The following is a 26,040-nucleotide window of genomic DNA, read 5'->3' on the forward strand; positions in this document are numbered from 1 at the left end:
AGATCCAGGACCAGCGACACCCTGGTCAGAGCTATTTCCCGGTCAGACCCGATCGCGATCGCGATCGTGACCGGCCGTCGTGCAACCAACTGCGGCAGCTCACGCCGGGTGCCACAGGGCAACTCCACCCAGTACTCGCAGGCATTGCCTCAAGCCGCCAGAGTGGGAGTTCTTGCGGACGGGCTCGCCCCGCGGCAAAGGCTGGCCGCGTGATCCGCCGCTCTGGCGGGCTCATCATCCTCGTCGACGGGTACGCCAACGGCTAGCTGGTCGAGGGCAGCGGTGACGCGGTCGTCATAGTCGGCACTCGCCCGCCTCATACGGTTTTTGGGGCAGGCGCTCAGGCGGGCCGCCAGGTCACGTCGCCTCTGACACCCGCCTCAGCCAGTGTCCTCAGTGGCCAGACGCCGCACCACCACGCCGAGTACCGCTGCCACGGGCACGAGCCCGAACCGGCGCGAGTCGAGGCTGTGCGGATTGTCGCCCAGGACGGCCAGGTACCCCTCCGGTACCACGGGGACCCGCACCGCCCCCGCCATCTCCGGCGGCACCCGGTCTCCGGAGACGGCGGCGGCCCGCTTGACGAGCCAGGGCGGGTCGCTGGGCCGGGACGGACCCGGCGGGGCGAAGACCAGTGCCGTCCCCCGGCGCACGGTCCGGGTGCGGCGGACGAGGAGCCGGTCCCCGTCGTGGAAGGCCGGCGTCATGCTCGCCCCGGAGACCGTGATCACGCGGTACCGCAGCCGGGCGGCCACCACGCCAGCCCCGGCGAGGACGAGGAGCGCCGCGAGCCAGGTCACGTCGCCTCCGCGTAACCCGCGGCCTGGAGGGCGAAGAGCTCGGCGTACCTGCCGCCCGCGTCGACGAGTTCGGTGTGGGTGCCCTCTTCCAGGACCTGGCCGCCTTCCAGGACGACGATGCGGTCGGCGTCGCGCAGGGTGCTCAGCCGGTGCGAGACGAGCAGGCTGGTACGGCCGGACCGGTGCCCGCGGAGGATCTCGTGGATCTGGTGTTCGCTGACCGCGTCGAGCCCGGAGTTCGGCTCGTCGAGGATCAGCAGGTCGGCGTCGTCGCGCATCAGGGAGCGGGCGAGCGCGATCCGCTGCCGCTGGCCACCGGACAGCGCCACGCCCCGGCCGTCGCCCGTCTCGCCGAAGAAGATCCGGCTGAGCAGGGTCCGGTACCCGTGCCGCAGCCCGGCGATGACCGCCGAGGCTCCGGCGAGGCCCGCCGCGTGTTCGATCGCACGCTGGTCGTCGAGCCGGGCCACGTCACCGACGCCGATGTTCTCCGCGACGGTGAGGTCGTAGGCCATGAAGTCCTGGAACGTCGCCCCGATCCGGCGCCGGAGGCCGTCGATCGCGTACTCCCGGATGTCCACGCCGTCCCACCGGATCTCACCACGCTCGGGGTCGTACAGCCGGCACAGCAGGCTGATCAGGGTGCTCTTGCCCGCGCCGTTGACCCCGGCCAGCCCGAGGGCCTGGCCGGCGGTGATCGTCAGGTTCAGGCCGCGCAGCACCCAGGGCCCGCTGGGGTCGTAGCGGAACCACACGTCACGGAACTCCACACCCCGCACCAGCGGCCCGGGAGTCCCCTGGCCGTCGGCAAGGTCCGCGGGTGCGTCCACGACGTCCACATAGTGCCGGAACAGCCGCACCGCCTGGGCGGCTTCGGTCAGCTGCGAACCAACCCCATGGATCGCCGCCTGCAATCCCGCCACGGCGCTCAGGAAGAGCACCACGTCCCCGGCAGTCAGCTCGCCGCGCGCCGCGCGCACGACCACGACCGCTGACCCGCCAGCGAGGGTGACAGCGCCCAGCAACGCCAGCCCACCCTGGGTGAGAGCCATTTTCCGTTGTACCCGCAGGTCAGCGCCACTGACCTCCAGCGCGGCCCTGGTCATCCGGGCATGGAACAGCTCACCGAGCCCGTACAGCCGGTGCTCGGCCGCCCCGGACAGCTCGGTCTGCAGCCCCTGGTACATGAACCGGGAGCGCCGCGCGGTCATCGTCTCCTCCGCCGTGCGGGCGAACTGCCGGGCCAGGCCCAGCTGGGCGAGCAGCTGCGGGACGGCGGCCAGCGCGAGCAGAACGGCCATCGGCGGCCACACCGCCAGCACCAGGACCAGGAAACCCGCGGAGCCCAGCACAGCCTTGATCGCGGTGAGCAGGAAGGACACACACGCGCCGGGTGCGTGCTGCGCGGTCTGCTCGGCGAGGCGGAACCGGTCCTGGAACGCCGGGTCCTCCAGCGCCCGCAGGCCACGCAGCCTGCTCGCCGCCCGGTACAGCCGGTCCTCGACGTGCAGGCCGACCCTGGTCCGCAGCCAGACGGCCAGATAGCTGGTCAGGTGCCCCGAGCCGGCCGCGGCACCGCCGAGCAGCGCGGCTCCCACGGCCAGCCAGGCGAGGCCGGCGGCATCGCGGCCCGGCACGGTCAGGCCGTCGACCAGCAGCTTGCCCGCCCAGGCGGCCAGCACCGGCACTCCGCTGCCCGCTGCGCCCACCGCCAGGACAGCCACCCCGCGCATCCCGGCCGCCGCCCAGCCGGTGAGCAGGGCTGAGCGCACCGCGCGCCCGCTCACACTCCGGCCCCGGCCAGCGCGCCGTTGCCCGCTTCCGTGATCACCCCGTCGACCACCCGCACGGTGGTCGGGAACAGCGTCACCCCGAAGGCCCGGCCGACGGGCCCGTCCATCGGCGTGACGGCGGTACGGGCGAAGGCCGGTGCCTTGGCCAGCACTTCCCCGGTTCCCTGCTCGCCTGGTTCTCCCATCACGAACACGTAGGTCGGCTCGGTCCCGGGCAGCGTGGCCAGTGTTGTCGTGCACGGCTTGCAGCCCGGCAGCGCGAACACGATCGTGGCTGCCCCGGAGTGCAGATCACGGTCTGTGAGAGTCGTGCCGTCGGTCATGGCGACGGTGAAGGAAGGTACCGTGCCGCCGGCCGCCGGGCCTGATGCGGCGGGCGTGGCGGCTGTGTCACGCAGGCGGCGGATCACCGCGAAGGTCAGCGCCAGGTTGAGCGCCACCGTCGCGGACAGGACCACGATCGCGGCCCACAGCAGAGATTGCATCATCGTCCCTTTCGGAAGGTCTCGGGAAGGTGGCGCCACCCCGTTCGGCGGCGCCACCCGGCTGCGGTTCCTAGCAGGGAGCCCCGTCGGCTGTGCAGTAGCCGCCGCAGTTCTGGTACGCCTTGCGGCACACCCAGTAGCCAACCTTGATGGGGTAGCAGTAGCAGCCGCAGTAGTCCCCGTGGGACGGAACGCAGGCACCGGCGGTGCTGCTGGGCAGCAGGCGGCCCAGCAGGCGGTCGCCCAGCCTCGTCATCAACCTGGTCATGACACTCCTCTCCCGACTGTCGGACCTGGACACCCAGATCCGGCCCGGCCCACCACGAAACGGTGTGCCCAGGCGGCCACGAGATTGACGTGTGCCGCTATCACCGCGCTGTCATGACGACGTCCAGCAGGCCCGCCAGCCTGGGACCACAGTTCACGCAGGACGGAGGGCAGCTGTGGCACAGGCCCTTTGAACAGCACAAATTCCAGGACACCGATCGGGCGTACCCTGTGATCTGGAAGATCCTGGCGTGACATCGGAGCAGACATGGACATCGGCCTCCTCGGCCCGCTGGACGTCCGCCACGGCGACCGCAGCATCCCGGTCACCTCGGCCAAGCAGCGCACCGTGCTCGCCGTCCTCGCGCTGCGGGTCAACGAGGTGGTCAGCGCCGAGCAGCTGATCGACCTGGTCTGGGACGGCCAGCCGCCTGCCACCGCGCGGTCCGTTCTCCAGGCGCTCGTCATGCGGCTGCGCCGGCTGCTCGGCCCCGGTGTCGTGGTCACCCGCGCACCCGGATACCTGCTGGCCGTGCCGCCGGAGTCCGTCGACGTGCACCGGCTCCACGCGCTGCGGACCGCTGCCGACCGGGCGGCCGCGATCGGCGACGCCGGGCAGGAGGCCGAGTTCCTGCGGCAGCTGACGGCCCTGCGGCGCGGCCAGACGTTCGCGGACATCGCCTCGGAGACCCTGCACCGGGAGCACGCGCAGGTCCTCGACGAGCAGCTCACCGAAGCGACCGAGCGCCGGCTGGCCGCGGAGCTGGCACTGAGCCGGCATCATCTCGTCCTCGACGACCTGCGCGCGTTCGTGCTCGCGCACCCCGTGCGCGAACACAGCAGGGCCCTGCTGGTCACCGCGCTGCACCGGGCCGGGCGGCGCGCCGAGGCACTCACCGCCTACGAGGACGCCCGGCGGACCCTGGCAGCCGAACTGGGCGTCGCGCCCGGCCCGGAACTGCGCCGCGCCCACGCCGCAGCCCTCGGCGAACCCGACGCTGCGCCACCCCCGGCCACCCACCCGCCGGCCCAGCTCCCAGCCGACATCGGCGACTTCACCGGACGGGCCGACGTGATCGAGCAGCTGACCGTCCAGTTCACGGCGGCCGGCGCCGCACCGTGCGTGGCGGTGCTGTCGGGCATGGGCGGGATCGGCAAGACCACATTGGCGGTACACGCTGCCCACCGGCTGCGGGCCCGGTATCCCGACGGCCAGTTGTACGCGGCCCTCACCGAGCCCGGAGGCCGCCCTGTGCCGCCGGTGGACGTCCTCGGCCGGTTCCTGCGGGACCTGGGCGCGCCGGAACGTCACCTGCCGGCCGGGCTGGACGCGCGTGCCGCCCGCTATCGCAGCCTGCTCGCCGACCGGCGGGTACTCATCGTGCTCGACGACGCGGCCGACGCCGCCCAGGTCCGCCCGCTGCTGCCAGGTACCGCAACGGGCGCGGTGCTGGTCACCAGCCGCAACCGGCTGTCCGGCCTGGCCGGAAGCACGCTGATCGAGCTGGGCGTGTTCGGTGAGGCCGAAGCCCGGGCGCTGTTCGCCACGGTCTCCGGGTCCGGCCAGGCCCACCTCGACCCGGTGGCCACGGCGGAGATCCTCGCCGTCTGCGCCGGGCTGCCGCTGGCCGTGCGGATCGCCGCCGCCCGCCTGGCGGCCCGCCCGGGCTGGAGCCCGCGCACCCTCGCCGACCGGCTCGCCGAAGCCCGGGGGCTTCTCGACCAGCTGTCAGCCGGCGACCTCGCCGTACGGGCCAGCTTCGAGGTCAGCCACCGGGCGCTCGCCGCCGGCAGCCAGCTGGAACGCGAGGCGGCCCGCGCGTTCGGGTACCTCGGCTGGTGGCAGGGCCCCGGCCTGTCCCTGGGCGCTGCGGCGGCGCTGCTGGGGCTGGCCGGGCCCGATGCCGAGGACAGGCTGGAGACCCTGGTGGACGCACACCTCGTCCAGTCAGCCGAGCCCGGCCGGTACACCCTGCACGACCTCCTCCGGGTGTACGCCGCCGAGCGGGCCGGCGACGCCAGCAGCGAACGGTCCCCGGCGCTGGCCCGGCTGGCCTCGTACTACCTCACGGCAGCGCGGGACGCCGTACGCGACGCCAGCCTTGAGCCCGGCCCGGCGCACGGCCACGCCCCCGCCACGGCGGCGAAAGCCATTGCCTGGCTCGACGCGGAGCGAGCCAACCTGATCACCGCCGCAGCCCTGCAACACCAGCTCTCCCCCGTGCTGGCCAGCTACCTGATCACCCATTCCCACTACGCCGACGCGGTCCGGCTGCACACCCTCGCGGTGGCAGCCACCGCGGACGACCCGGCCGGGCACGCCCGCGCGCTGCACGACCTCGGGCACGCCCAGCTCCAGCTCGGCGAGTACGACACCGCGCTGGAAAACCTGAGCCGGGCCGCCGCCGGCCACGCACGCCTCGGCGACAACGCCCGGGAGGCCCTGGCCCTGGAAGTGATCGGCGAGCTCCACGGGCAACGCGGCGAACTCGGCGAGGCCCTGACGCAGCTGCTACGCGCCGTGGAGCTGCGCCGTGACGGAGGCGACCTGTACCGCCAGGCCGGTGGCCTGGTCAACCTCGGCACCGCACACGGCAGGCTCGGCGACCTCGACCGGGCCATCGCCGCCTGGCGTGAGGCCCTGGTCCTCGCCCGGCAGAGCGGCAACCGGCACGCCGAAGGCGGATCACTCGCCGGGCTCGGCATCATCTACGAGCGAAGCGGCCAGTTCGACCTGGCTCTGGAACACCTCCACCAGGCCCGGGACCTGCAACGGTTCCTCCGAGCCCGGCACGACGAGGGCAGAACCCTCAACAACCTGGGCGTCGTGTACGGCAGACTCGGCCGCTATGCCGAGGCCAGAAGCCACTTCCACCAGGCCCGGCAGCTGCACGCCGAGATCAGCCACCGGGCCTCCGAAGGCCAGTCGCTCAGCGGGCTGGGCACCGTCTGCGAACGGCTCGGCGACTACGAGGAGGCCATCGCCCACCACGAGGCGGCCCTCGCCATCGGCCAGCGGATCGGCGAACGTAACCTCCAGGCCCAGTCACTCAACGGCCTCGGCTGCGTCCACCACCGCCGGGGCGAGCAGGAGTCCGCGCTCGCCCGGCACACCGCAGCCCTGGAGATCGCTCAGGCGACCGGCAGCCTCTACCAGCAGGCCCAGGCCCACGAGGGCATCGGGCACGCCCAGCACGCCCTCGGCCAGACAGCGCTCGCCCGGCCGCACTGGGAACGGGCGCTACGGACCTACACCGGTATGGGCGCCGTCGAGGCAGAGGAGCTACAGGCCCGGCTGACCACCATGGAGCCTGGACACTCGGCATAGCGCCAGGGTTCGGGTTGTCGTAGCTGGATTTCCTACCGCCTCCTGGCTGGACTTCCTCGTAGGGCTCTACCAGGGTCCCCGGCGGCTGCTGCGCGGCCGGTGGTCGTCGCGCACTGCCGGTAGGCTTGCCGCCCATGACTGTCATGGAGGGGCCGCCCGTCGCCGGGGACGAGACCGCGACCCTGCTGGGTGCCCTGGAGCGCCAGCGCGCGATCTTCGTGTGGAAGTGCGGCGGCCTGACCAGCGACGGGCTGCGGGCCAGGGTCGGCAGCTCCGCAGTCACGCTCGGCGGCCTTCTCAAGCACATGGCATACGTCGAGAACGACTACTTCGCTGTACACCTGCACGGCCTCGAACTCGGACCGCCGTGGGACGCCGTCGACTGGAACGCGGACCGGGATTGGGACTGGCATTCCGCAGCTGCTGATACCCCCGGGCAGCTCTACGGGCTCTGGCGCGACACCGTCGCCCGCTCCCAGCTTCTCGTAGCCGACGCGCTTGCCGAAGGCGGCCTGGACCAGCTCGCCCGCCGGACCTGGTCCAACGGCCAGGCACCCAGCCTGCGGCGCATACTGGTCGATCTGATCGAAGAGTACGCGCGCCACAACGGCCACGCCGATCTCATCCGGGAGTCCGTCGATGGACTTGTCGGAGTGATCCGCCGAACCCCCGAGTGAACGCAAAGGGCGTCCTGCCGTAACCGGCCATCGTCAACGGCGCGGCGGCCGGGACCGCGAGAGCTGCGCCATGTAGTGAGCGGTCATCCCCAGCATCACGACCACGGCGAGGACCAGAAGGAGCGGAACGATCGCCACGGGACCGGACAGCGGATCCGGGACGACTGCCAGCCAGAAGGCCAGGGTGCCAGCCCAGACCCCCGCGACAATGCCGCAGAACCACGCATTGGCGCGCAGCCGGGCCGGTTTCACACTCATGCGTTTTCCTTCCTACCGGGCACCAGGCTAGCGAGCTGGGTCAACCTCGTGACTCTGCCTTGTGGACTCAGCGGTGTTCGGATTCGTTCGGGGGCGCCACACGTGCGGGGCTGGCGGCCGAGGCTATAGACATCGACCTTCATCTAAGGAGTGGTTTCTTATGATCCGTCTGTCTCGTACCCTGGGCGCGACCGGGCTGGCCTTCGCCGCCCTGGCCGGAGCACTGGCCGCCTCGGCCCCGGCACAGGCTGCCGGGCCGCTGGTCGTGGACGTCTTCTGCGAGTCGATCGGCAACTACCAGGTCGCGTGTGAGGCCACGATCACCGGCGGCGTGGGGCCCAACACCATCAAGTGGTACCACCGGGGTGTCTACTACTCGGCTTACGACAACCGCACCATCGTCGTCTTCGGTTGCGTCAAGGGCGCTCCGATCTCCGGTTCCAAGGCTGTCGTGACCGACTCCGCCGGAGCCACCGCCGAGGACGCCGGTGCGGGCCTCTGCCGGGCCGAGGCACCCTGATCGCGTAGCCGTGAGGGGCCCACCGGAAACCCGGGGCCCCTCACCTCACACCTTCTTCAGTTTGTACGCGCCCCGGTTTCAGACGCCCAGCCGTGCTGCCCGCAACGCCGCGACCTCGGCCTCGGGCCCGTCCAGTTCCACCCTGGCCACCGCCTGCCGCCCGAAGCAGAACAGGGCCAGTTCGCCCGGCGCCCCAGTGACCGTTACCACCGGCTCGCCGAACGAGCGCGCCCCGAACCCCGGGGCCACCAGCCGCGCCGGGTGCCCCCGAAGCAGCAGCCGGGACGCCGCCAGCCGTTTCCACAGCACGGCCTCCATCCCGGCGGGCAGCTCACGCGGCTCAGACGGGACAGCCCGGCGGACATCCTCGTGGTGCACGAAGTACTCCACCAGGTTGAGCAGCTCGTCCAGCGGCCCCAGCCACCACGGCCGCCGGGCGAACCGGTCGACGAGTGCCAGAAAATCAGAGGTCTCGCACAGCCTGCCGTGTACCCGGCCGGCGTAGGGGGCGAACCGGGGAATGAGGATCCCAGGCCACGTGTCTGGCCGCCGCTCCCGCATAACCAGGTGAACGGCCAGCCCCATCGTCCGCCACCCTCCGCACAAGGTCGGCTGGTCCGGGCCTGCCGCACGCAGCAGGTCCGCCAGCGCAAGGCGCTCGGTCAATGCGTAGGAGGTCATGCACGCATTGTAAGAAAGGTGATCTAGTTCGCCTGGTTCCGAGAACGTGACGTGAGTCAGGCAGCGGGATTGCAGTGAGAATGCAGCGCGAGCTTCTAGCCTCGCCGCGCTGGTCACGTTCCGTGTCCGGCATCCCTCGTGATGCCTGGAGGCGTCCTTCATGCCCTTCGCACAACCCCATCGCCCGCCACCGCCTGGTGGCAGGAGGTGGTTCAGAGGACTCACGTTCGTGCTGGGGGCCGCGCTCGCCGCGTCGCTGCTCAGCCAGCCGCCGGCCCTGGCGGCTCCGTTCACGGGCGGTGAGGTCCAGAAAGAGAAGCCGGTACCGGGCCACAAGGTCAAGCCCGGCCAGCCACCCAAGCCCGTCACCGGTACCCAGTTCCAGGCCGCCGCCCCAGTATGGCCAGCCGCCGGGACCGCCGAGCTCGACCTGGCGGCCGGGGAGCGGACCGCCGGAGCGATGTCCGGGGCGAAGCGCGCCGGTACGTCGCCGCTGTGGGTGCGGCCCGCCAGCGGCCACGCCCCGGCCGCGATGCGTGTCCACACCTACGACCGGGCTGCCAGTGCCAAGGCGGGCTCGGACGGCGTGGTGTTCCGTGTCTCCAAGGCCTCAGCGGTGGCCGGTGTGGCCCCGGGTGGCTCCTCGGGGGCGCAGGTCGCGCTGTCGGTTGACTACTCGGCTTTCCAGTGGGCCTACGGCGCGGACTGGTCGCGCCGGCTCCGGCTCACCGAGCTGCCCGAGTGCGCTCTGACCACGCCGTCCCTGCCCGAGTGCCAGGGCCGGCCGGTCGAGACCGCGCGTAATCAGACGGCCGCGAAGCAGGTCAGCGCGATCGTTCCGCTGAGTCAGGACGGGGGCGGAACGGTCTACTCGCTGTCGAGTGGCCCATCGGGCGATTCGGGTAGCTACGCGGCCACGTCGCTGTCGTCGTCTGGTACCTGGGAAGCCGGCAGCAACTCCGGTGACTTCTCGTGGAGTTACCCGATGCGCAGCCCGCCAGGGCTCGGCGGGCCGCAGCCGTCCGTAGCCCTGTCGTACAGTTCGTCCAGTGTGGACGGCCGGATGGCAGCCTCCAACAACCAGCCGAGCTGGGCCGGCGAGGGCTGGGACCTGGGCTCGGGGTTCATCGAGCGCCAGTACCGGCCCTGCTCGGAGGACATGACCGGCGGGAACAACGCCACGAAGACCGGTGACCTGTGCTGGGCGACGGACAACGCGACCATGTCGCTGGCCGGGCACGCGGGCGAGCTGCTCGTGGACGGTTCCGGTATCTGGCACCTGCGGTCGGACGACGGTACGCGGGTCAAGCGCGAGTACAACGCCTCCAACGGCGCGCGCAACGGCGAGCACTGGGTGGTGACCACCCCGGACGGCACGCAGTACTTCTTCGGTAACTCCTCGGGCGGCACCCTGACCGTCCCGGTGGCCGGTAACCACAACGGGGAGCCGTGCAAGGCCTCGGCGTTCGCGGACTCGTTCTGCACGCAGGCGTGGCGCTGGTATCTGGAGAAGGTCGTCGACACCCGCGGTAACTCCATGACGTACACGTACGCCAAGGAGACCAACAAGTACGCGAAGAACCTGAAGTCCACCGACCCGGTGGGCTACGACCGGGCCGCGTACCTGAAGCAGATCGACTACGGCACCCGCACCGACCGCACGGAAACCGCCCCGATGCAGGTGGTGTTCGAGGTGGCCGACCGCTGCAAGCCGGGTACCAACTGCGCGGTCCACGACGCCAACAGCTGGCCGGACACGCCATGGGACTCAGAGTGCACCGGCACCACCTGTATGACGGCCTCGCCGACCTTCTGGACCACGAAGCGGCTGGCCTCGGTCACCACCAAGGCCGGCGGCCGTCCCGTCGAGTCGTGGACGCTCACACACGGCTTCCCGAGCACCGGTGACACCACCCGGGCCGGCCTGTGGCTGGAGATGATCTCCCACAAGGGCCTGGCCGGCACCGAGACCCCGATGCCCGACGTCACCTTCGCCGGCGAGCAGCTCGCGAACCGGGTGGACAGCACGACCGACGGCTACGCCGCGATGAACTGGTGGCGGGTCACCCTCATCAACACCGACACCGGCTCGCGGATCGGGATCAAGTACAAGGACAAGGACTGCGTCGCCGGCTCACGGATGCCGGACAGGAACAATCTTCAGAACAACAAGCTGCGCTGTTACCCGGTGAGGTGGACTCCGGAGGGCAAGGCCCCGATCGTCGACTTCTTCCACAAGTACGTGGTCGACAACATCACCGAGAGCGACCTGACCGGCTCCGGGGCACCCCGGAAAATCACGCAGTACCAGTACACGGGCGACCCGGCCTGGAAGTACACCGACGACGACGGCCTCGTGGCGCCCGAGAACAAGACCTGGTCCGTGTGGCGCGGCTACGGCGGGGTCATCGAGACCAAGGGCGACCCGGGCGAGCAGACCATCGCCGAGAACCGGTACTACCGCGGCATGGGCGGCACGCTGCCCGCGGCCGGCAAGGCACCGGCCATCACCGACGAGGACGCGTTCGCCGGAGCGGTACGTGAGAAAATCACCTACAACGGTCCTGGACAGGAAGTCTCTGCCGAGTCGTTCGCGATGTGGCAGTCGAAGGAGTCCGCGACCAGGACCATCAACAGCACCACGGTGTACTCCCGCTACACCGGTGTGTCCGGCACGTACACCCGGACCGCGCTGGACGGCGGACGCCAGCCACGCACCACCACAGAGACCACCAAGTTCGACGAGTTCGGCGCACCCACCACAGTGGACGACGCCGGCGACGACGCGGTGACCGGCGACGAAAGTTGCCAGCTCATCGACTACAACCGCAACACGGGCGCCGCCTGGCTGCTCACCACGACCAAGCGGGTCCGTGCCTTCGCGGCCAATTGCGCCAGGGCCGGCAACGGCATGGGCCTCACGGACGCCGAAGTGATCAGCGACGACCGTACCTACTACGACAACCAGGGCCTCGACACCGCGCCGGCCAAGGGCCAGGCGACCAAGGGCGAGTCCCTCAGGGCCTACAACGGCGGCAACGTCACCTACCTGAGCACCACCAGCAAGTACGACAGTTACGGCCGGGTGGTCGAATCCACCGACGCCCGGGGCAACCTCACGACATCGGCCTACACCCCGGCGGCGGGCGGCCCGGTCACCGCGATCGAGACGACCAGCCCGCTGGGCTGGAAGAGCCGCAAGACGCTGGAACCGGCCTGGGGCGTGACCCTGACCGAGACCGACCAGAACCAGAAGAAGACGGAGTACGCCTTCGACGGGCTCGGCCGGGTCACCAGCATCTGGAAGCCGGGCCGCGACCGCGCGGCCCACCCGTCGGCCCCGAGCCTCAGCTACTCGTACCTCATCCGCAATTCCGGCCCGAACGTCGTCACCGGCCGGGTACTCAACGCGGCCGGCGGGTACATCGTCAGCCACAAGCTCTTCGACGGGCTGCTCCGCGAACGGCAGAACCAGAGCCCGGACAAGGCGGGCAGCGGCAAAGCCATCGTGGTCGACACCCGCTACGACACCGCTGGCCGGGCGAAGAAGGTCACCGACCCGTACACGTCGGAGTCGACGCCCGGAACCGACTACATCGCGTCGCAGAAGGTGATCCCGGTACTGACCGTGTCGGAATACGACGGCGCGGCCCGCGTCACCGCCTCGGTCACCATGGTCGGCACGCCGGCCGGTGGCAGCGACGGTGGCTCGGAGAAGTGGCGGACGAGCACGTACTACGCGGGCGACCGGATCGACTCCACCCCGCCAGCCGGCGACACGGTGACCTCGAAGGTGCTTGACGCTCAGGGCCGCACCGCCGAACTCCGGCAGTACCACGCGGGAGCGGCAGCGGGCTCGCAGAGCTACGACGTGACCAGGTACCAGTACACCCGCAAGGGCCAGCTGGAGAAGGTCACCGACCCGGGCGGCAGCTCGTGGACCTTCGGCTACGACCTGCTGGGCAACACCATCTCGACGACCGATCCTGACAAGGGGCCGGCGAGCTCGACGTACAACGAGTTCGGCGACGAGCTGACCAGCACTGACGCCCGGAACCTGACCCTGGCGCACACCTACGACACGATCGGCCGGAAGAAGACCCTGCGGGACGGCTCGCAGACCGGTGCGATCCGCGCCGAGTGGACCTACGACACCCTGGCGCTCGGCCAGCTCACCAAGTCCACCCGGTACGCCGGGGCGGTCACCTACACCCAGGAGGCCACCGGATTCACCGACTACTACGCGCCCACTGGGACGAAGCACACGGTGTCCGGGTCGCCTGCCGCAGGCGTCTACCAGTACGACTACAGCTACAACGTCGACGGTTCACGGCTGACGACGCGGCTGCCCGCGCTGGGCAGCCTGAAGAAGGAACTGCTCACCTACGGGTACGACGCCTTCGGCCAGCCGACGACGGTCAAGTCGACGCTCGGCCTGAGCACCACGAACACTGACCTGGTGACCGGCACCGAGTACACCTCGTTCGGGGAACTCGGCAAGTACCAGCTCAAGAACAACAACGGCCCCAGTGCGTCGGTGACCCGCACGTACGAGAGCGACACCCGCAGGCTGTCCCAGATCTGGACTGCCACGGCAACCGGCACCACCGCCGACGTCCGCTACTCGTGGGACCCGGCGGGCAACCTGGTCAAGCAGGCCGACGTGGCGGCCGGGGACACCCAGTGTTTCAAGACCGACCACCTGCGCCGGATGACCGAGGCGTGGACCCCGGGCAACGGGGACTGTGCCGCCAGCCCGGCGGTCGCGAACCTCGGCGGCCCGGCCAAGTACTGGCACTCCTACGGCTTCAACAAGGTCGGAGACCGCACCTCGCTGGTGGAGCACGGCACGCCGAACGGCGACCGGACCACCACCTACGAGCTGTACCCGGGCAAGCACGGCGTCAAGAGCACCACGACGACCGACAGCACCGGCTCCAAGGTCTCCAACTGGACCTACGACGAGACGGGCAACACCCGCACCCGGCCGCAGGGTAGCGCCACCCAGACGCTGACCTGGGATCCGGAAGGGCACCTGGCCAGCAACGACAGCACTTCCTACGTGTACGACCCCACGGGCGCCCGGATTCTGCGGACCGATCCGCTGGGTACGACGCTGTACCTGCCGAATCAGGAACTGCGCTACACGAACTCGACTGGCGTGATCAGCGGGACGCGGTACTACTCCCACGCCGGGATTCAGATCGCGACCCGGGCTGGCAGTACCCTGACCTGGCTGTCCGGTGACCGCCACGGCACGGCCCAGATCACGATCGACGCCGTCACCCAGGCGGTGTCGACCCGGCGGGAGACGCCGTTCGGCGGGATCCGTGCCACGACGGGTACCTGGCCGTCCAGTATGGACAAGGGATTCGTCGGTGGCACCAACGACAACACGGGGCTGACCCATCTCGGTGCCCGCGAGTACGACCCGGCGCTCGGCCGGTTCATCTCGGTCGACCCGGAGTTCGAGTCGAAGGACCCGCAGCAGCTCAACCCTTACACCTACAGCAACAACAACCCGGTCACGCTCTCGGACCCGTCCGGCACCAAGTGGAGCTGGGGCAAGGCTCTGAAGATCGCCGCCGTAGTCGTCGCCGTGGTGGCCGTGGTGGCTGTTATCGCCGCAGCCCCGGTAGCCGCTCCTCTGATCTACGCAGGCCTCAATGCCGGAGCCGGCGCACTGATGACGGGCAGCACTCTGGGCATGGCTGCCGCGACAGCTGGCGTGGCGGTGGCAGGTGAGGCCGCGGTGGCAGGCGCGGTCGCTATTGGATCGGGAGTCGTCGCCAGCAGTCTCTACGTCGGCGGCAAGATTGCCAGCACCGTCGCGCAGAGCGACGGCCCGCTCGATCCCGACGGGATGCCAGCCTCCCCGCGCAGGTCGCCCGGAAACAGCGCGAAGGCGGCCTCGCCCGCGGCCAAGCCAGCGGACCGGGTCCCAGAAGGCTTTGGGCCCGCCCCTGCTGGTCCGCTGAACTCCTGGCGGGGCCCCCAGTGGAAGGGTCGCCCCGACGGGCAGACGGTACTCAGCGGGCACGGCAGCTGGGAGGTGACTGACGGCTGGACCCGGGTCCCGGAGGGCACCACAGTGCATTTCTACTCGTATCACGGCTGGACGATCCTCGATGAGGTCGGCGGGATGATCGAGCGGGGTGTGCCGATGAAGCCTCTGCAGACGTACAAGGGCGGGGACATGATCCCCAACTACGTGCTGCACCCGCCGTTCGACCCATCGCTGAACATCAGGGGCAACCCCTACGTTCCGCGTCAATCCACAAAGCTGAAAGAGATCCTCAAGCCCGGCATGGGCGACGTCCACTGGGCGGCCTGCGCGGGCAGTGGCCCTGCGATGCTGCCGCCGGCCGCACCCGGCTGGAATCGCGGTAACTCCCGGAACATGCGAGATGACTGACCCCATCTCTTGACAATCCAGGCGGGGTGCGCCGTCAACAGCGCCGGCGCACCCCCATTTCCCTCATCACAACCCCGGAAGAAGAACAATGTTCAAACCCCTGCTCCGGCATGGGGCGGTACTCGCCGTGCTCGCTGGCGGGCTCAGCCCGCTCGCGCTGGCACCAGGTGCCGCCCATGCCGCCCCGCCGTCCTGCCCGGACGGCCAGCCCGACAACAAGTCAGCCGCCGCCAAGGCCGCCGAGTGTGGTGGCCGGGTGGAGATCCTGCCGCTGCGTACCGAGAACAGCCAGACCTTCGCCAAGCCCGGTGGCGGCTTCGCCACCGAGGAGTACCTGGAGCCGCGCTGGTCGCGTAAGCCGGACGGCTCCTGGGCTCCGATCGACACCACGCTGACCGCGTCGGCTGCCGGTGTCGTGCCGAAGGCCAGCGCGCTGCCCGTCGTCTTCTCACCCGGTGGTACCGGCCCGCTGGCCGTGCTGCGCAACGGCGACAAGGAGATCTCGGTGTCCTGGCCGGGCGGGGCGCTGCCGAAACCTGCGCTCGCCGGTGACAGCGCCACGTACCCGGAGGTACTGCCGGGCGTCGACCTGAAGGTGACCGCCAGCGCCCGGGGCTTCTCCGAGGTACTGGTCGTCAGGACCCGGGAAGCGGCCAAGCACCCGGCGCTGGCCGAGGTGAAGTTCGGCCTCTCTGCCAAGGGCGTGTCCACAGTGGCGGAAGCCGGTGGGCTGGTCGCCAGGGACGACGCGGGCAGGACCGTGTTCACTTCACCGGCCCCGGAAATGTGGGACTCCGCCGACCGGCGGGCCGTGACTCCGAGGGCCAAGGGCCTGTCTGCGGGTGCCCCGGCCGACACCGCCAGCGAGCCGAAGAAGGCCGTCATGCCGGTGAAGGCCGGCGGTGGCGTGCTCTCGGTGACGCCGGACAAGAAGATGGTCGACGCCCCGGACACCGTCTACCCGATCTACATCGACCCGTCGTGGTCCGGCGGGCTGCGGAACAACAACTGGCGCGTCGTGGCCAGCAAGGTACCCGCCTCCGACTCGTTCACCCTGCTCCAACCCGAGAAGGGCAACGCCGGAGCCGGGCGGGTCTGTGACGACTACAGCGGCGGAACCTGCTACAGCACGCAGTACAAGGTCCGGACGCTGTTCCAGCTTGACACGAGCGGGGCGCGCGGGCACAAGGTCACCAAGGGCACGTTCTCGATCACGCAGAAGCACGCGTGGACATGCAACCCGGCCAGCGGATCCGCCCTGTGGCTGACCAGGAACAACCAGAACACCGAGAACTTCAGCGGCACGTCGTGGAACGTCACCGAGAACGGCGGCCAGTTCGAGTGGCGCGACCGGCGGTACGAGAAGGACAACTACCGCTGCCAGGGCGACACGCGGATCGAGTTCGACGTGACCGCGTGGGTCAACCCCAACGACTGGTACATGGGCCTGGCCTTCCGGGCCGACGACGAGGGCACGGTCAACCAGTGGAAGCGTTACGACGCCGGGACTGCCGCGCTCTCTGTGGAGTACAACGACCCGCCGACCGCGCCGGACTGGCTCCAGGCTGACGGCCGCAACTGCGGTGACGACAACAACCGGCCGATCCTCACCACGGCCACGCCAACCCTGTCCGGCCGCGTCTGGGGGCCTGACTACGACAAGCAGACCCTGTGGCTCGCCGCGGTCAAGAGGAACAACGGGTACTGGGACGAGAACCAGGTCACTGCCGGATCCCAGGCGAACGTGGACTGGGGCACACGCGGCTCGTGGCAGATCCCGTGGGACCGGCGGCTCGCCGACGGCGGGGTCTACGCCCTGCGCGCCCAGGCCAACGACCCGGGCGGTGTCGGCCCGGTGACGGCCACCGGCCCGTGCCAGTTCGAGATCGACCTGACCAAGCCGGCCGCCCCGACGGTGGTCTCACCGGAGTACCCGGCGAGCTGCGCGATGACCGCGTGCGGCGGGATCGGCGTGTCCGGCAGGTTCACCTTCGACAGCGACAGCGACGTGACGAAATTCGTCTGGGGCTTCACCGACCCGCCCAGCAAAGAGGTCGCCGCCGCGCGTAAGGGCGACGCGGTGACGGTGTCGTGGACCCCGCAGGACGGGGCGAACAATCTCCAGCAGACCCTGTACGTCCAGGCCGTCGACCACGCTGGCTGGGTCAGCGAGACGAAGAAGTACCAGTTCCTCGTGCGTGAGTCCGCCCCGCCGGTCGTGCACTGGAAGCTGAACGAGACCGAGGGCACGACCCTGGCCAACTCGCAGGCCGGCAGCAGCCTCGCCGCGACCCTGAAAGGCGGCCTGCTCGGCCAGCCCAGCCGGGTGGTCGGCGCGGAGGAGAACACCGTTCTCGTGCTGAACGGCACCGACGCGCAGCACGCCACCGCTCAGCCCATTGTGGACACGCGGAACAGCTTCTCTGTCGCGGCGTGGGTCCGGGCTGACGAGACCGGCACCTTCCGGACCTTCGTCTCGCAGTGCGGCACGGAACACTGCGCCTACTACCTCCAGTACAACCACCTTCAGGATCGCTGGGTGTTCATCCTGCCCAGCGAGGACAAGGCAAGCCCCTCCGCGTACTACTACGCGAAGTCGGCTCTCGCGCCGAAGCCCGGTGTGTGGACGCACCTGGCTGGTGTGTACGACGCGGGTGCCGGGCAGGTCCGGCTGTACGTGAACGGCCAGCTCGAAGGCCAGGAGGCGGCCGGAGCGACGTGGAACGCCACCGGGCAGACCTTCCTGGGCCAGGCCAAGGGCACCAACTTCGCCAAGGGCGCGCTCAGCGACGTCCAGATCTGGGACCGGGCCATCACGGCCCGCGAGGCGGGCGAGGCCGCCACGGCGTCACGGGCTGGCCTGTGGCACCTCGACGAGACAATCCAGGGCCGCGACGACAGCGTCTTCGATCGCGAGCTGTCCCTCACGGCGACCGGCGGTGCCTCGTTCCGCGACGGCAGCCTGCACGTGACCGGCACCGGGTACGCCACCACGGCACGCGACGGCCAGGAACGCCCGGTTCTGAACACCGACCAGTCCTACACGCTCTCGGCTCGGGTCCGGCTCACCCACCCGAGCCTGCCGCACTGGAACCTGACCGTCCTCGGCCAGGACGGTGCCCAGATCAGCCCGTTCTATCTCGGGTACCTCGGCTACGGGACGACTGAGCCGCGCTGGTCGCTCGCCTGCACCGCCGAGGACAGGACGGGTGCGGCCTTCAAGCGGGTCAACAGCCTCGCGAAGCTGACCACTGCCGACCTGAACAAGTGGGTGCACCTGGTAGGGGTGTACGACGCGACGGCCGGGCAGATCCGGCTGTACGTCGACGACGTGCTCCAGGGTTCGGCCGACTGCAAGGGCTGGAACGCGGCCGGTTCGTTCACCGTCGGCCGGGCCAAGTACGACGCGAAGCCGGCGGACTTCTGGGTCGGTGACATCGACGAGGTGCACGCCTACCAGGGCGTCGTTCCCTCGGCGCAGATCGTCGGCATCGAAGGCCCGCGTACCGGCCCGATCCGCTGGGCTGGCGGCCCGCAGTGCGTCGCGCTGCCCGCCGGGTCGCTCACCGACCCCCGGGGCGTCTTCCTGTGGGACTGCCTCGACCCGGCCACGCACGACGAGCAGCGCTGGACGTACGACGCCGCGGACCGCTCCCTGCGCAGCAAGAACCACTGCGCGACGGTCGACGGCAAGGCGATCCGGATGGCCGTCTGCGACAAGCAGCCCGGTCAGCTGTGGGCGTACGACCCTGCCACGCAGGCGTTCAGCACGGCCGGCGGATGCCTGGACGTGCCGAACGGCGTGTACGACAGGCAGCTCGGGCTCCAGCTCTGGCCGTGCAACGGCAGCCAGGCCCAGAAGTTCCGCCTGAGCTGAGCCTGGCTGAGTGACCCTGCGCGGGGGTGGGAACGGGAGACCGTAACCCGCCCCCGCACAGGGCTTTTCCATCATCCAGTTGGCCGGCTGGGTAGCATGCGCCACACTGCCACCTATGATTGCTCGATGTCGCTCGCAGTGCGCTGGACCCGGCTGCTGATGGTGGTATCGGCCGCCAGCTTCACAGGCGCGGCCTACGCGATCCGCGCCACGATGGACGGGCCCATCGGACAGTACTCAGGCGCTGCCTTGTCCGCGGCCATCGTCTACACGATAGTGATCTTCATACGGCCACAGATCTCCCCGCTGCCCGCAGCCAGCGCCGCGATCGCCTACTGCTGGTTCATCGAGTTCGCACAGCTCACCCCGATACCCGCAGCACTCTCCCAGCGCAACTGGCTCGCACGCCAGCTGCTAGGCGCCCAGTTCGACCTCATAGATGTTGCCTGGTACCCCATCGGCGTCATCCCATTGGCCGCCGCGCACTGGTTCCTCCGTGCCCGCACACGTTCCCAAACAGACCCGGCACCCAGCTGAGTCTCCCGAACTAGAGGCGCATGGTTCTGTCCTTAAAGGTCCCAACTCTGCGGCACGGGAAAACACCCCGGCTCGGTGCGCTAGGCGGACACCCTCACAGATGACCTGGCGGCACCTCACCGCGCCGTTGTGCGTCGTCCGGCAGCGGCATCCACTGGCAGGGCCAGGAGTACTGGAGGCTGGAGAACGATCAGCAGCCGGTCTGGTCCTGCTCATTCAGGCTAGGCCCGCCGGTAGGGTGCCGTGAGCGTGTATCACTCCAGGGCCACGCCGTCCGGGATCTGCCGCTCGGTTACCAGCTCCGCAGGCAGACCATCGCAGCCGCCACGGCAGCGCCTGCGTACCGGCGCTTGATCCACTGCCCGTCGGCGTCCTGGAAACCACGACGGCCCCGTGCTCGCCCGCTGCGTGCCGACCTCCCAGTTCCCAAAACTGTGCTGACCTGCACAAGCACACCACAGGCTGAGCGCCGTGGTGTCTCGTGTGCTTGCTCTCAGCCCGATTGCGGCACACTCAGGTTCTTGCGGTCACCGCACAAGCCGGAGGACAGTGCAATGCATGACTTTGCAGCGCATAGCCCGCGATGTTGACGCAATCCTCGACCGGGAACGCGAACCACAGCCGGAATCCGGCAAGAGCGAGCCGCTGCTGACCGCCCTGGCCGCCGCGCACGCCCGCCGCGAGCTCGCCGACGCGCAGATGCGCGAACTGCTCGCCTACGCCCGGCACTTCGCCGCGCCCCACCCCTACACCCTGTCGGAACTGGCCGAGGTGTGCGGCATGTCCGTGTCCGGAGTACGCAGCGCCTTCGACGCCGACGACATCGCCGCCGTCGCTTCCGCCACCGGCCTGAATCCCGTGAGCACCGAGAGGATCCAGCCGTGACCACTCTCGCGCCGACCGTCACCGCCACCACCATCGGCCCCGACGCCCACGTCTGGGTCACGGGCCACATCGACCTCGCCGTCCACGACACCCTCTACCGCGTCATCCACCAGACCCTCGAGCCAGGCGTCAAAACCGTCACCGTCGACCTCACCAGCTGCCAGATGCTCGACTCCGGCGGCATCGGCGTCCTCATCGCCGCACGCAACACCGCCTTCGAACGCCGCACCATCCTCACCGTCACCGGCGCCTCCGGCATCGTCGCCCGCGTCCTCCAGAACACCGGCGTATGGACCATCCTCACTGGGCTCCCCGAACCCGATACCACCACCTGAACCACACCACGTTGGCTGAGCCCGGCACGCCCATCACCGCCGACGGCCCTCGCGCAGTCTTCCCGGTCGCCGGTCCATCTCACAGGCGGCAGTCACCTACCGCCCCGGACGTACCGCTAGCCGTGGCCGACCATGAGGCCCATACTCACGCCTCGCAGGCAGGGCACGCAGAAGCAACGAACTCGTCTTCGCCCGCGAAGGTTGACGCGGCTGGCTGCTCGGACCTGGCGCACGTCGAGATGCAGGCCGGCCATGGGTTCCGCTGATCATCCCGCCAACCTTCGGCAGGTCACAATTCCTGGCCAACGCACTGATCCGGAGCATGCGGAGCTCGGCGGCCGAGCGGCCGCAGGACGTGAAGCGGCTGTACCTCGTGGACTACTCCTGGCCGCCGGGGGACTACATGGTCCGCCACATGCTACTGAACACCTGTTCGTCTGCAGCTGGCTGGAAAATTGAAGCCGTCGTGGTGAATCCGGACGGCAAGGTCGCCGAAAGGGCTGGCCGGTTACGCAGGTAGCCCCACTGCGAGGTGATCCCTGGGCCGGGCTGTCGTCGGGGATCTGGAGTACCCGGACAGTTCCGTCAGCGCAATCCCCTGGTGGCGCTGACAGCGTCCAGCCGGGGCGAGGCGTCGCTTACCAGAATCACCGGCTGGGCGTTTCCATCGATCAGCCTCGAATCCTTGCCTCCGCTCGACCCGAGGCACAGGTAACCTTAGGGGCCATATCGGACCCGCGTGGGGATGATCCTTGACAAGCCGCATTCCGGCCGGATGACCGGCTCGGCCAGGTAGATCAGTAAGCGACCCGGCAGATCAACCAGCGCGCGCAGACGTGAGAGACCTCCGGTCGAGGGCCCGCCAGGCCAGCTCTTCGAGCGCGGCCGGCGCAGCCAGCCCGGCACCGGCACTGGCAGGCACTGCGAAATGGAGGTTCAGTGAGCGGAGAGGGTCCTTGGAGCAAGGCGGGCGTGATCGCGACCATTGTGAGGTGTCGATACCATCTTCACCGGATGGCGCTCAGCCCCGCGTGACGCCGTCGCCAGCAGAGCCAGACCCCGATTCCTACAGCTCCGGCAAGGTGTCACTGAGCGCGGGCATTGGCATCACTCTGAACATCGAGTCCCAGCGTTCCTGGTTCACGACCGGCGTGGAGTCGCTCTCGGAGATCCTCGTCACGAGGAACGGAGTGTCCGGCGGCAACGGCAGCGTCATCGCGCTCGTCGCCCCAGAGGAGACACCGAACTACAAGACCTGCCGGAACAAGACCACCTACGTCGGCGTCCCTCTCACCTGGGATCAGAAGTCATCCGGGATGACAGTGTGCGTGAGGACCTCAAAGAATCGCGTAGGGGTCGCGACCATCATCGTGACGCGGGACCGTGACGGGGAGATGGACCGTTTCGAGGTGGCTGGAACCCTATGGAAGCCGACCGCGTGACCTTGCCGAGGAATGCGGCCGAGCAGTGCACAGGACACTAGCCCTGGTGAAACAACGACGAGAATCCAGCGCCGGCGTCACGACTACCGTCATGGGCGCCACGGCAGGATGCACCTTTCACCGTGGTCGCAGCAGACGCGGCGTTCCTGCTCACGAGCGGGCACGCCCAGGAATCAATGGGTAGCAGACTCGCCCGCCAGGGAAGCGTCCCAAGCCGGCTGGCCGGTTAGTCAGCGGTCCGCGTCGCAGTGTTTGAACATCCGGTCTATCGCGTCTTTCGTCTTGGGGTCGTCCTTCGCCGCGACGCCGGCGATCGAGTCCTTGGCAGCCTGCTTGCACTTGCGCAGTTCTTCCAGTTCGGTCGCCTGGGCCTGCTTGTCCTTCTCCAGCTGGGTTACTTTGCCCTTCTGTTCCTCAAGGGACTTGCTGGTGTCGGACAGGCTCTTCTCCTTGGCCGCCACCTGGGCGCGGGTCTTCTCGTGGGCTGAGCGTTCGGACAGGAACAGTGGCACGAAGATCAGGGCCAGGACGAGGAACACGGCCGCCGCGATCGCGAAGCCCATCCCACCGCGCCTGCGCTGGGACTGCTGCGGCACGGCCTGCTGTGGCATGGTCGCCCAGTACTGCGGCTCCTGCTGCCAGCTGGGTTCCGGCTGCTGGTCTCCCGGGTAGTAGCTGCTCATCTGGTACCCCGATCCGGCCACGAGGACTGGCGCATAGATGGAGGAAAATTTACCGTACGCGGCAAGCCCGCTACAACTCCACTGTGGAGGGCCGGGCGTCGCGGAGCTGGGGCCGGCGGGCCAGGACTCCGAGGGCGACACCGAGCGCGCCGAGCAGTACGGCGAGGGCCTGGTCGCTGCGCAGTACCACGTGGAGCCCCTGGTCGAGCGGCGGCAGCGTACCAGCGGTCACGACCAGCAGCAGCCCCGTGAGCAGGCACGCGAAGCCGGCGTACCCGAGCACCCCGGCCCTCGGCCTCGGCAGCCGCACCTCCCGCTGCTCCGCCCAGCGGAAGGCCCACACGAAGATCGCGAGCACGAGCCCGAGCCCGGCCAGCCACAGCGGGCGGGTGAGCCACCAGCCGGCCGTCCCCGGTTCCGGCAGGCGCGCGCCGAAGCCGAGCAGGAGTACCCCGAAGACCAGGAACGCCGCTGTGAGGTGCCAGAGGTACACGGTCATGCTGTGCCGTTGCAGCCACGCGACCGGGCGCTCCGGCAGCCGGCTCAGCACGGGCCTGAGCAGGAGCGCGATGGCGATCTGGTAGGTGGTCAGCGCGACGAGGCACACCGTCGGCGGGTTCATGTTGGACATCGCGTCGCCCGGCATGCCGATCATGCTCGCGGGATACGGGCCGGCCACGACGAGTACCGCGAGCGCGGTCACGCCTCCGGCCGCGATCAGCGCGAGGCGGCGGGCCGGCCAGCGGGCGAACGTGCCGTCGGCGTAGAAGTACCCGAGCTGGTGCGGGATCAGCCAGACGAACAGCGCGTTGAGGTACCCGAGTTCGGTGATGCCAGTACTGAAACGGGCGATGTCGACCACGATCGCCCCGGCGGCGAGCAGGGCAGGAACCCGCCACCGGTACCTGTCGTGCAGGCGGCCGAGAACCGGGGCGCAGGCGAGGACCAGCAGGTACACGGCCACGAACCAGAGCAGCTGCGGTGCCGTGCCAGCGGCGCGCCGGACAGCTTGCCACGGCACCCCGGCCGCGACCAGCAGCGGGCCGGCCACAGCCCACGCGACGAGGAAGACTCCGACCGGCCACAGCAGCCGCGACAGGCGGCGGCGCAGGAACGACCAGCCGTCGGTGGCGCGGCGGAGGGACCCGTACGTCGCGCAGCCGGCCGCGAAGAACATCAGCGGCATGATCTGCACGACCCATGTGATGAGCCAGCCGCCGTCGAAGGTGAGGGCGTTGCCGACACCGAGCCGGTTCCCGTCCCAGGTCACGACCGGCATGAGCCAGTGCAGGAGCACCACGGCGACGGTGCCGATGGCCCGCGTCGCGTCGACGAACCGGTCCCTTGAGGTAGCTGTGCCCATGCGTCTGAGACTTCCGGACCGGGCCGCCGGTCTCGATCCCGCAGCCACGACTGTTCGCGGTACCGCTAGCGGTACCACCAGCCTCCGGGCAGCCCGACCGGCGCGCGGTGAAGATCACTGTCTGACGGGTACCGCGCGGCCTATGGTCTGATCATGACAGTTCGGCAGATGCGCCTGGTAGTGACCGCAGAGGACTACGAGCAGGCGCTGCACTTTTACCGTGACGTGCTGGGCCTCGCGGAGGAGGAGGCCTACTCCTCCGCCGACGGCCGGGTGACCATCCTGGACGCCGGCCGGGCCACCCTGGAGATCACCGACCCGAAGCACGCCGTCTACATCGACCGGGTGGAGGTCGGCCAGCGGGTCGCCGGGCACATCCGGGTCGCGTTCGAGGTCGACGACTCGGCGGCCAGCACCGTCCGGCTCGCCGAGGCCGGCGCGACCGTGATCGCCGAACCCGTCCAGACCCCGTGGAACTCGCTGAACTCCCGGCTGGAGGGCCCGGCGGGCCTCCAGCTCACCCTGTTCACCGAACTCGGCGAACCCAGCCCCGACCTGTCCTGACGGCAGGCGGCGCACACCGGCGCGGAGTGAACATCGCGGTCCTCGAGTTCCTCCGCGCCGGGGAGGGTACCTGGGCGGTACGGATCAGATGACGCTCATGGCCAGGCCCAGCAGGGCGAGCGCCTCGACCATCGTGAAGCCCATGAACAGGAACATCTTGGTGTTCTTGGCCGACTCGGGCTGCCGGGCGGTCGACTGGATGTAGGCGGAGAAGATCATGCCGAGGCCGATGCCGGGACCGATGGCGGCCAGGCCGTACCCGACCGGGCCGAGGTCGATCGCGGAGCTGGCGGCGCTGGCGAGAAGGTTGATGGTCATGGCAGGTTCCTCCTGTTCGTCATGTACGGCGAGTGAGGGATCCCGCGCAGAGTGTGGCATCGATCAGTCCGCAAAGGACAGTGGTTTTCCCGGCTGGCGGGCACTGGCCATAATCCGATCATGTCCCGGTTCAGCACACAGTTCGAGCAGCTGGCAGTCCGCCACGTCGCCTACGCCGCCCACCAGTCCCTCGCCTTCGACGCCGAGATCGGGCACGGGGCCTGGCGGCACAGCTTCGAGGACCGGACCTTCACCATCGGCGAGCGCACCCTCCCGATGATGCCGATCGGCACGACCCTGCCCGAGCACGGAGTCCTGGCCTGGTGCTGGGCGGACAGCTCACTGGAACCGTGGCCGTGGACGAAGGAGGCCTCCTGGCGGCTGCGCCTGTACGGGATCGACCACGACATCCCCGAGTTCGCCACCAGCGGCGTGCGGCTCGGCGACTGGGACGACCTGAACGACGCGGCCACCCGCCTCCTGGTCGTCGCACTCGGCGTACTCGGCGCCCGGGGCAGCTACGGCTTCAAGATGCGGCACGGCGGCGGCTTCTTCGTGCTCACCGACGACCCCGCGCTGCCCGCACCCCAGGAACCGGCCCCGGAACTCGCCCAGCAGGTCCTCAGCCTCGCAGCCGCTTACTTCCCCGACCTCGACCAGATGGAGATCGCCGCACACTACGCCGAGGCGCTCGGCGGCCGCTGGACCCAGATCCCCGGCGGGCTCAGCATCAGGTTCGCCACGGGCGGGATGTCCCTGCACTACGCCAGCAACCGCCTCCAGTGGATCGGCCCGAGCATGGCCTGACGCTC

General features: G+C 69.7%; 21 protein-coding genes. 12 read left to right on the forward strand and 9 right to left on the reverse strand.

Annotated elements, in window-relative coordinates:
* Positions 1-380: 380 nt before the first annotated feature.
* The 4 genes from A3G1_RS0105250 to A3G1_RS0105265 all read right to left on the reverse strand — a co-directional run bounded on the left by A3G1_RS0105250 (position 381) and on the right by A3G1_RS0105265 (position 3,346).
* Complete coding sequence (locus A3G1_RS0105250) at positions 381-800, reverse strand: S26 family signal peptidase (protein WP_018348420.1); 420 nt, start codon at positions 798-800, stop codon at positions 381-383.
* Positions 797-2,572 carry an ABC transporter ATP-binding protein gene (locus A3G1_RS0105255; protein ID WP_245563448.1) on the reverse strand — a complete coding sequence of 592 codons (1,776 nt, stop codon included), beginning with the start codon at positions 2,570-2,572 and terminating at the stop codon, positions 797-799. The genes A3G1_RS0105250 and A3G1_RS0105255 overlap by 4 nt, the downstream gene beginning before the upstream one ends.
* A gap of 11 nt (positions 2,573-2,583) precedes the next feature.
* Positions 2,584-3,081 (reverse strand): hypothetical protein, encoded by a 498-nt coding sequence (locus A3G1_RS0105260; RefSeq protein ID WP_018348422.1) that lies wholly within the window; start codon positions 3,079-3,081, stop codon positions 2,584-2,586.
* A 67-nt stretch (positions 3,082-3,148) separates the two neighbouring features.
* Positions 3,149-3,346: a hypothetical protein gene (locus A3G1_RS0105265; RefSeq protein WP_157640928.1), complete on the reverse strand. Its 198-nt coding sequence runs from the start codon at positions 3,344-3,346 to the stop codon at positions 3,149-3,151.
* A 267-nt stretch (positions 3,347-3,613) separates the two neighbouring features.
* On the opposite strand from A3G1_RS0105265, the gene A3G1_RS33255 reads away from it, so the two are divergent.
* On the forward strand, positions 3,614-6,673 hold the full coding sequence (locus A3G1_RS33255; protein WP_018348425.1) for an AfsR/SARP family transcriptional regulator: 3,060 nt from the start codon (positions 3,614-3,616) through the stop codon (positions 6,671-6,673).
* 134 nt (positions 6,674-6,807) lie between these two features.
* The gene (locus A3G1_RS0105280) at positions 6,808-7,350 is read left to right on the forward strand and encodes a DinB family protein (RefSeq protein ID WP_026211832.1); all 543 of its coding nucleotides are present in this window, start codon (positions 6,808-6,810) and stop codon (positions 7,348-7,350) included.
* A 33-nt stretch (positions 7,351-7,383) separates the two neighbouring features.
* On the opposite strand, the gene A3G1_RS0105285 is transcribed toward A3G1_RS0105280, so the two are convergent.
* Positions 7,384-7,608: a hypothetical protein gene (locus A3G1_RS0105285; RefSeq protein WP_018348427.1), complete on the reverse strand. Its 225-nt coding sequence runs from the start codon at positions 7,606-7,608 to the stop codon at positions 7,384-7,386.
* 160 nt (positions 7,609-7,768) lie between these two features.
* Here A3G1_RS0105285 and A3G1_RS0105290 point away from each other — a divergent pair, with 160 nt between their 5' ends.
* Positions 7,769-8,128, forward strand: a complete 360-nt coding sequence (locus A3G1_RS0105290; protein ID WP_018348428.1) for a hypothetical protein — start codon at positions 7,769-7,771, stop codon at positions 8,126-8,128.
* A 78-nt stretch (positions 8,129-8,206) separates the two neighbouring features.
* Here the strand turns inward: A3G1_RS0105290 and A3G1_RS0105295 are convergent, their stop codons facing one another.
* Entirely contained in the window at positions 8,207-8,809 is a 603-nt protein-coding gene (locus A3G1_RS0105295; protein ID WP_026211833.1) for a TIGR03085 family metal-binding protein, read from the reverse strand.
* Positions 8,810-9,038: 229 nt separating this feature from the next.
* Between A3G1_RS0105295 and A3G1_RS33260 the strand changes: the two genes are divergently transcribed.
* The 7 genes from A3G1_RS33260 (at position 9,039) to A3G1_RS0105330 (ending at position 22,300) form a co-directional block, all read left to right on the forward strand.
* Positions 9,039-15,224 carry a putative adhesin gene (locus A3G1_RS33260; protein WP_051110431.1) on the forward strand — a complete coding sequence of 2,062 codons (6,186 nt, stop codon included), beginning with the start codon at positions 9,039-9,041 and terminating at the stop codon, positions 15,222-15,224.
* Positions 15,225-15,312: 88 nt separating this feature from the next.
* Complete coding sequence (locus A3G1_RS0105305) at positions 15,313-19,101, forward strand: LamG-like jellyroll fold domain-containing protein (RefSeq protein ID WP_018348430.1); 3,789 nt, start codon at positions 15,313-15,315, stop codon at positions 19,099-19,101.
* Positions 19,102-19,227: 126 nt separating this feature from the next.
* A complete protein-coding gene (locus A3G1_RS0105310) occupies positions 19,228-19,638 on the forward strand; it encodes a ribosomal maturation YjgA family protein (RefSeq protein ID WP_018348431.1) in 411 nt (136 codons plus the stop codon).
* A gap of 558 nt (positions 19,639-20,196) precedes the next feature.
* On the forward strand, positions 20,197-20,523 hold the full coding sequence (locus tag A3G1_RS33265; RefSeq protein ID WP_018348432.1) for a hypothetical protein: 327 nt from the start codon (positions 20,197-20,199) through the stop codon (positions 20,521-20,523).
* Entirely contained in the window at positions 20,520-20,858 is a 339-nt protein-coding gene (locus A3G1_RS33270) for an STAS domain-containing protein (RefSeq protein ID WP_018348433.1), read from the forward strand. The genes A3G1_RS33265 and A3G1_RS33270 overlap by 4 nt, the downstream gene beginning before the upstream one ends.
* Before the next feature lie 322 nt (positions 20,859-21,180).
* A complete protein-coding gene (locus A3G1_RS0105325) occupies positions 21,181-21,378 on the forward strand; it encodes a hypothetical protein (RefSeq protein ID WP_018348434.1) in 198 nt (65 codons plus the stop codon).
* A 511-nt stretch (positions 21,379-21,889) separates the two neighbouring features.
* Positions 21,890-22,300 carry a hypothetical protein gene (locus A3G1_RS0105330; protein ID WP_018348435.1) on the forward strand — a complete coding sequence of 137 codons (411 nt, stop codon included), beginning with the start codon at positions 21,890-21,892 and terminating at the stop codon, positions 22,298-22,300.
* Between the two features lie 230 nt (positions 22,301-22,530).
* On the opposite strand, the gene A3G1_RS0105335 is transcribed toward A3G1_RS0105330, so the two are convergent.
* Both A3G1_RS0105335 and A3G1_RS33275 read right to left on the reverse strand, forming a co-directional pair.
* Complete coding sequence (locus A3G1_RS0105335) at positions 22,531-22,983, reverse strand: FecR family protein (RefSeq protein WP_018348436.1); 453 nt, start codon at positions 22,981-22,983, stop codon at positions 22,531-22,533.
* A 70-nt stretch (positions 22,984-23,053) separates the two neighbouring features.
* A complete protein-coding gene (locus tag A3G1_RS33275) occupies positions 23,054-24,346 on the reverse strand; it encodes an acyltransferase family protein (RefSeq protein ID WP_018348437.1) in 1,293 nt (430 codons plus the stop codon).
* A gap of 153 nt (positions 24,347-24,499) precedes the next feature.
* On the opposite strand from A3G1_RS33275, the gene A3G1_RS0105345 reads away from it, so the two are divergent.
* Complete coding sequence (locus tag A3G1_RS0105345) at positions 24,500-24,910, forward strand: VOC family protein (protein WP_026211834.1); 411 nt, start codon at positions 24,500-24,502, stop codon at positions 24,908-24,910.
* An 84-nt stretch (positions 24,911-24,994) separates the two neighbouring features.
* On the opposite strand, the gene A3G1_RS0105350 is transcribed toward A3G1_RS0105345, so the two are convergent.
* Complete coding sequence (locus A3G1_RS0105350; protein ID WP_018348439.1) at positions 24,995-25,228, reverse strand: ATP synthase subunit c family protein; 234 nt, start codon at positions 25,226-25,228, stop codon at positions 24,995-24,997.
* 120 nt (positions 25,229-25,348) lie between these two features.
* On the opposite strand from A3G1_RS0105350, the gene A3G1_RS0105355 reads away from it, so the two are divergent.
* A complete protein-coding gene (locus A3G1_RS0105355; protein WP_018348440.1) occupies positions 25,349-26,035 on the forward strand; it encodes a DUF6882 domain-containing protein in 687 nt (228 codons plus the stop codon).
* The last annotated feature ends 5 nt before the right edge of the window (positions 26,036-26,040 follow it).

Origin of the sequence: Longispora albida DSM 44784 (assembly GCF_000379825.1) — a bacterium.
GTDB lineage: Bacteria > Actinomycetota > Actinomycetes > Mycobacteriales > Micromonosporaceae > Longispora > Longispora albida.

Bases quoted from the DNA above. Each gene is read 5' to 3' on its own strand.
- A3G1_RS0105260 (WP_018348422.1), bottom strand. From the start codon at position 3,081: ATGATGCAATCTCTGCTGTGGGCCGCGATCGTGGTCCTGTCCGCGACG.
- A3G1_RS0105265 (WP_157640928.1), bottom strand. From the start codon at position 3,346: ATGACCAGGTTGATGACGAGGCTGGGCGACCGCCTGCTGGGCCGCCTG.
- A3G1_RS33255 (WP_018348425.1), top strand. From the start codon at position 3,614: ATGGACATCGGCCTCCTCGGCCCGCTGGACGTCCGCCACGGCGACCGC.
- A3G1_RS0105280 (WP_026211832.1), top strand. From the start codon at position 6,808: ATGACTGTCATGGAGGGGCCGCCCGTCGCCGGGGACGAGACCGCGACC.
- A3G1_RS0105285 (WP_018348427.1), bottom strand. From the start codon at position 7,608: ATGAGTGTGAAACCGGCCCGGCTGCGCGCCAATGCGTGGTTCTGCGGC.
- A3G1_RS0105290 (WP_018348428.1), top strand. From the start codon at position 7,769: ATGATCCGTCTGTCTCGTACCCTGGGCGCGACCGGGCTGGCCTTCGCC.
- A3G1_RS0105295 (WP_026211833.1), bottom strand. From the start codon at position 8,809: ATGACCTCCTACGCATTGACCGAGCGCCTTGCGCTGGCGGACCTGCTG.
- A3G1_RS0105305 (WP_018348430.1), top strand. From the start codon at position 15,313: ATGTTCAAACCCCTGCTCCGGCATGGGGCGGTACTCGCCGTGCTCGCT.
- A3G1_RS0105310 (WP_018348431.1), top strand. From the start codon at position 19,228: ATGTCGCTCGCAGTGCGCTGGACCCGGCTGCTGATGGTGGTATCGGCC.
- A3G1_RS33265 (WP_018348432.1), top strand. From the start codon at position 20,197: ATGACTTTGCAGCGCATAGCCCGCGATGTTGACGCAATCCTCGACCGG.
- A3G1_RS0105325 (WP_018348434.1), top strand. From the start codon at position 21,181: ATGCGGAGCTCGGCGGCCGAGCGGCCGCAGGACGTGAAGCGGCTGTAC.
- A3G1_RS0105335 (WP_018348436.1), bottom strand. From the start codon at position 22,983: ATGAGCAGCTACTACCCGGGAGACCAGCAGCCGGAACCCAGCTGGCAG.
- A3G1_RS33275 (WP_018348437.1), bottom strand. From the start codon at position 24,346: ATGGGCACAGCTACCTCAAGGGACCGGTTCGTCGACGCGACGCGGGCC.
- A3G1_RS0105345 (WP_026211834.1), top strand. From the start codon at position 24,500: ATGACAGTTCGGCAGATGCGCCTGGTAGTGACCGCAGAGGACTACGAG.
- A3G1_RS0105350 (WP_018348439.1), bottom strand. From the start codon at position 25,228: ATGACCATCAACCTTCTCGCCAGCGCCGCCAGCTCCGCGATCGACCTC.
- A3G1_RS0105355 (WP_018348440.1), top strand. From the start codon at position 25,349: ATGTCCCGGTTCAGCACACAGTTCGAGCAGCTGGCAGTCCGCCACGTC.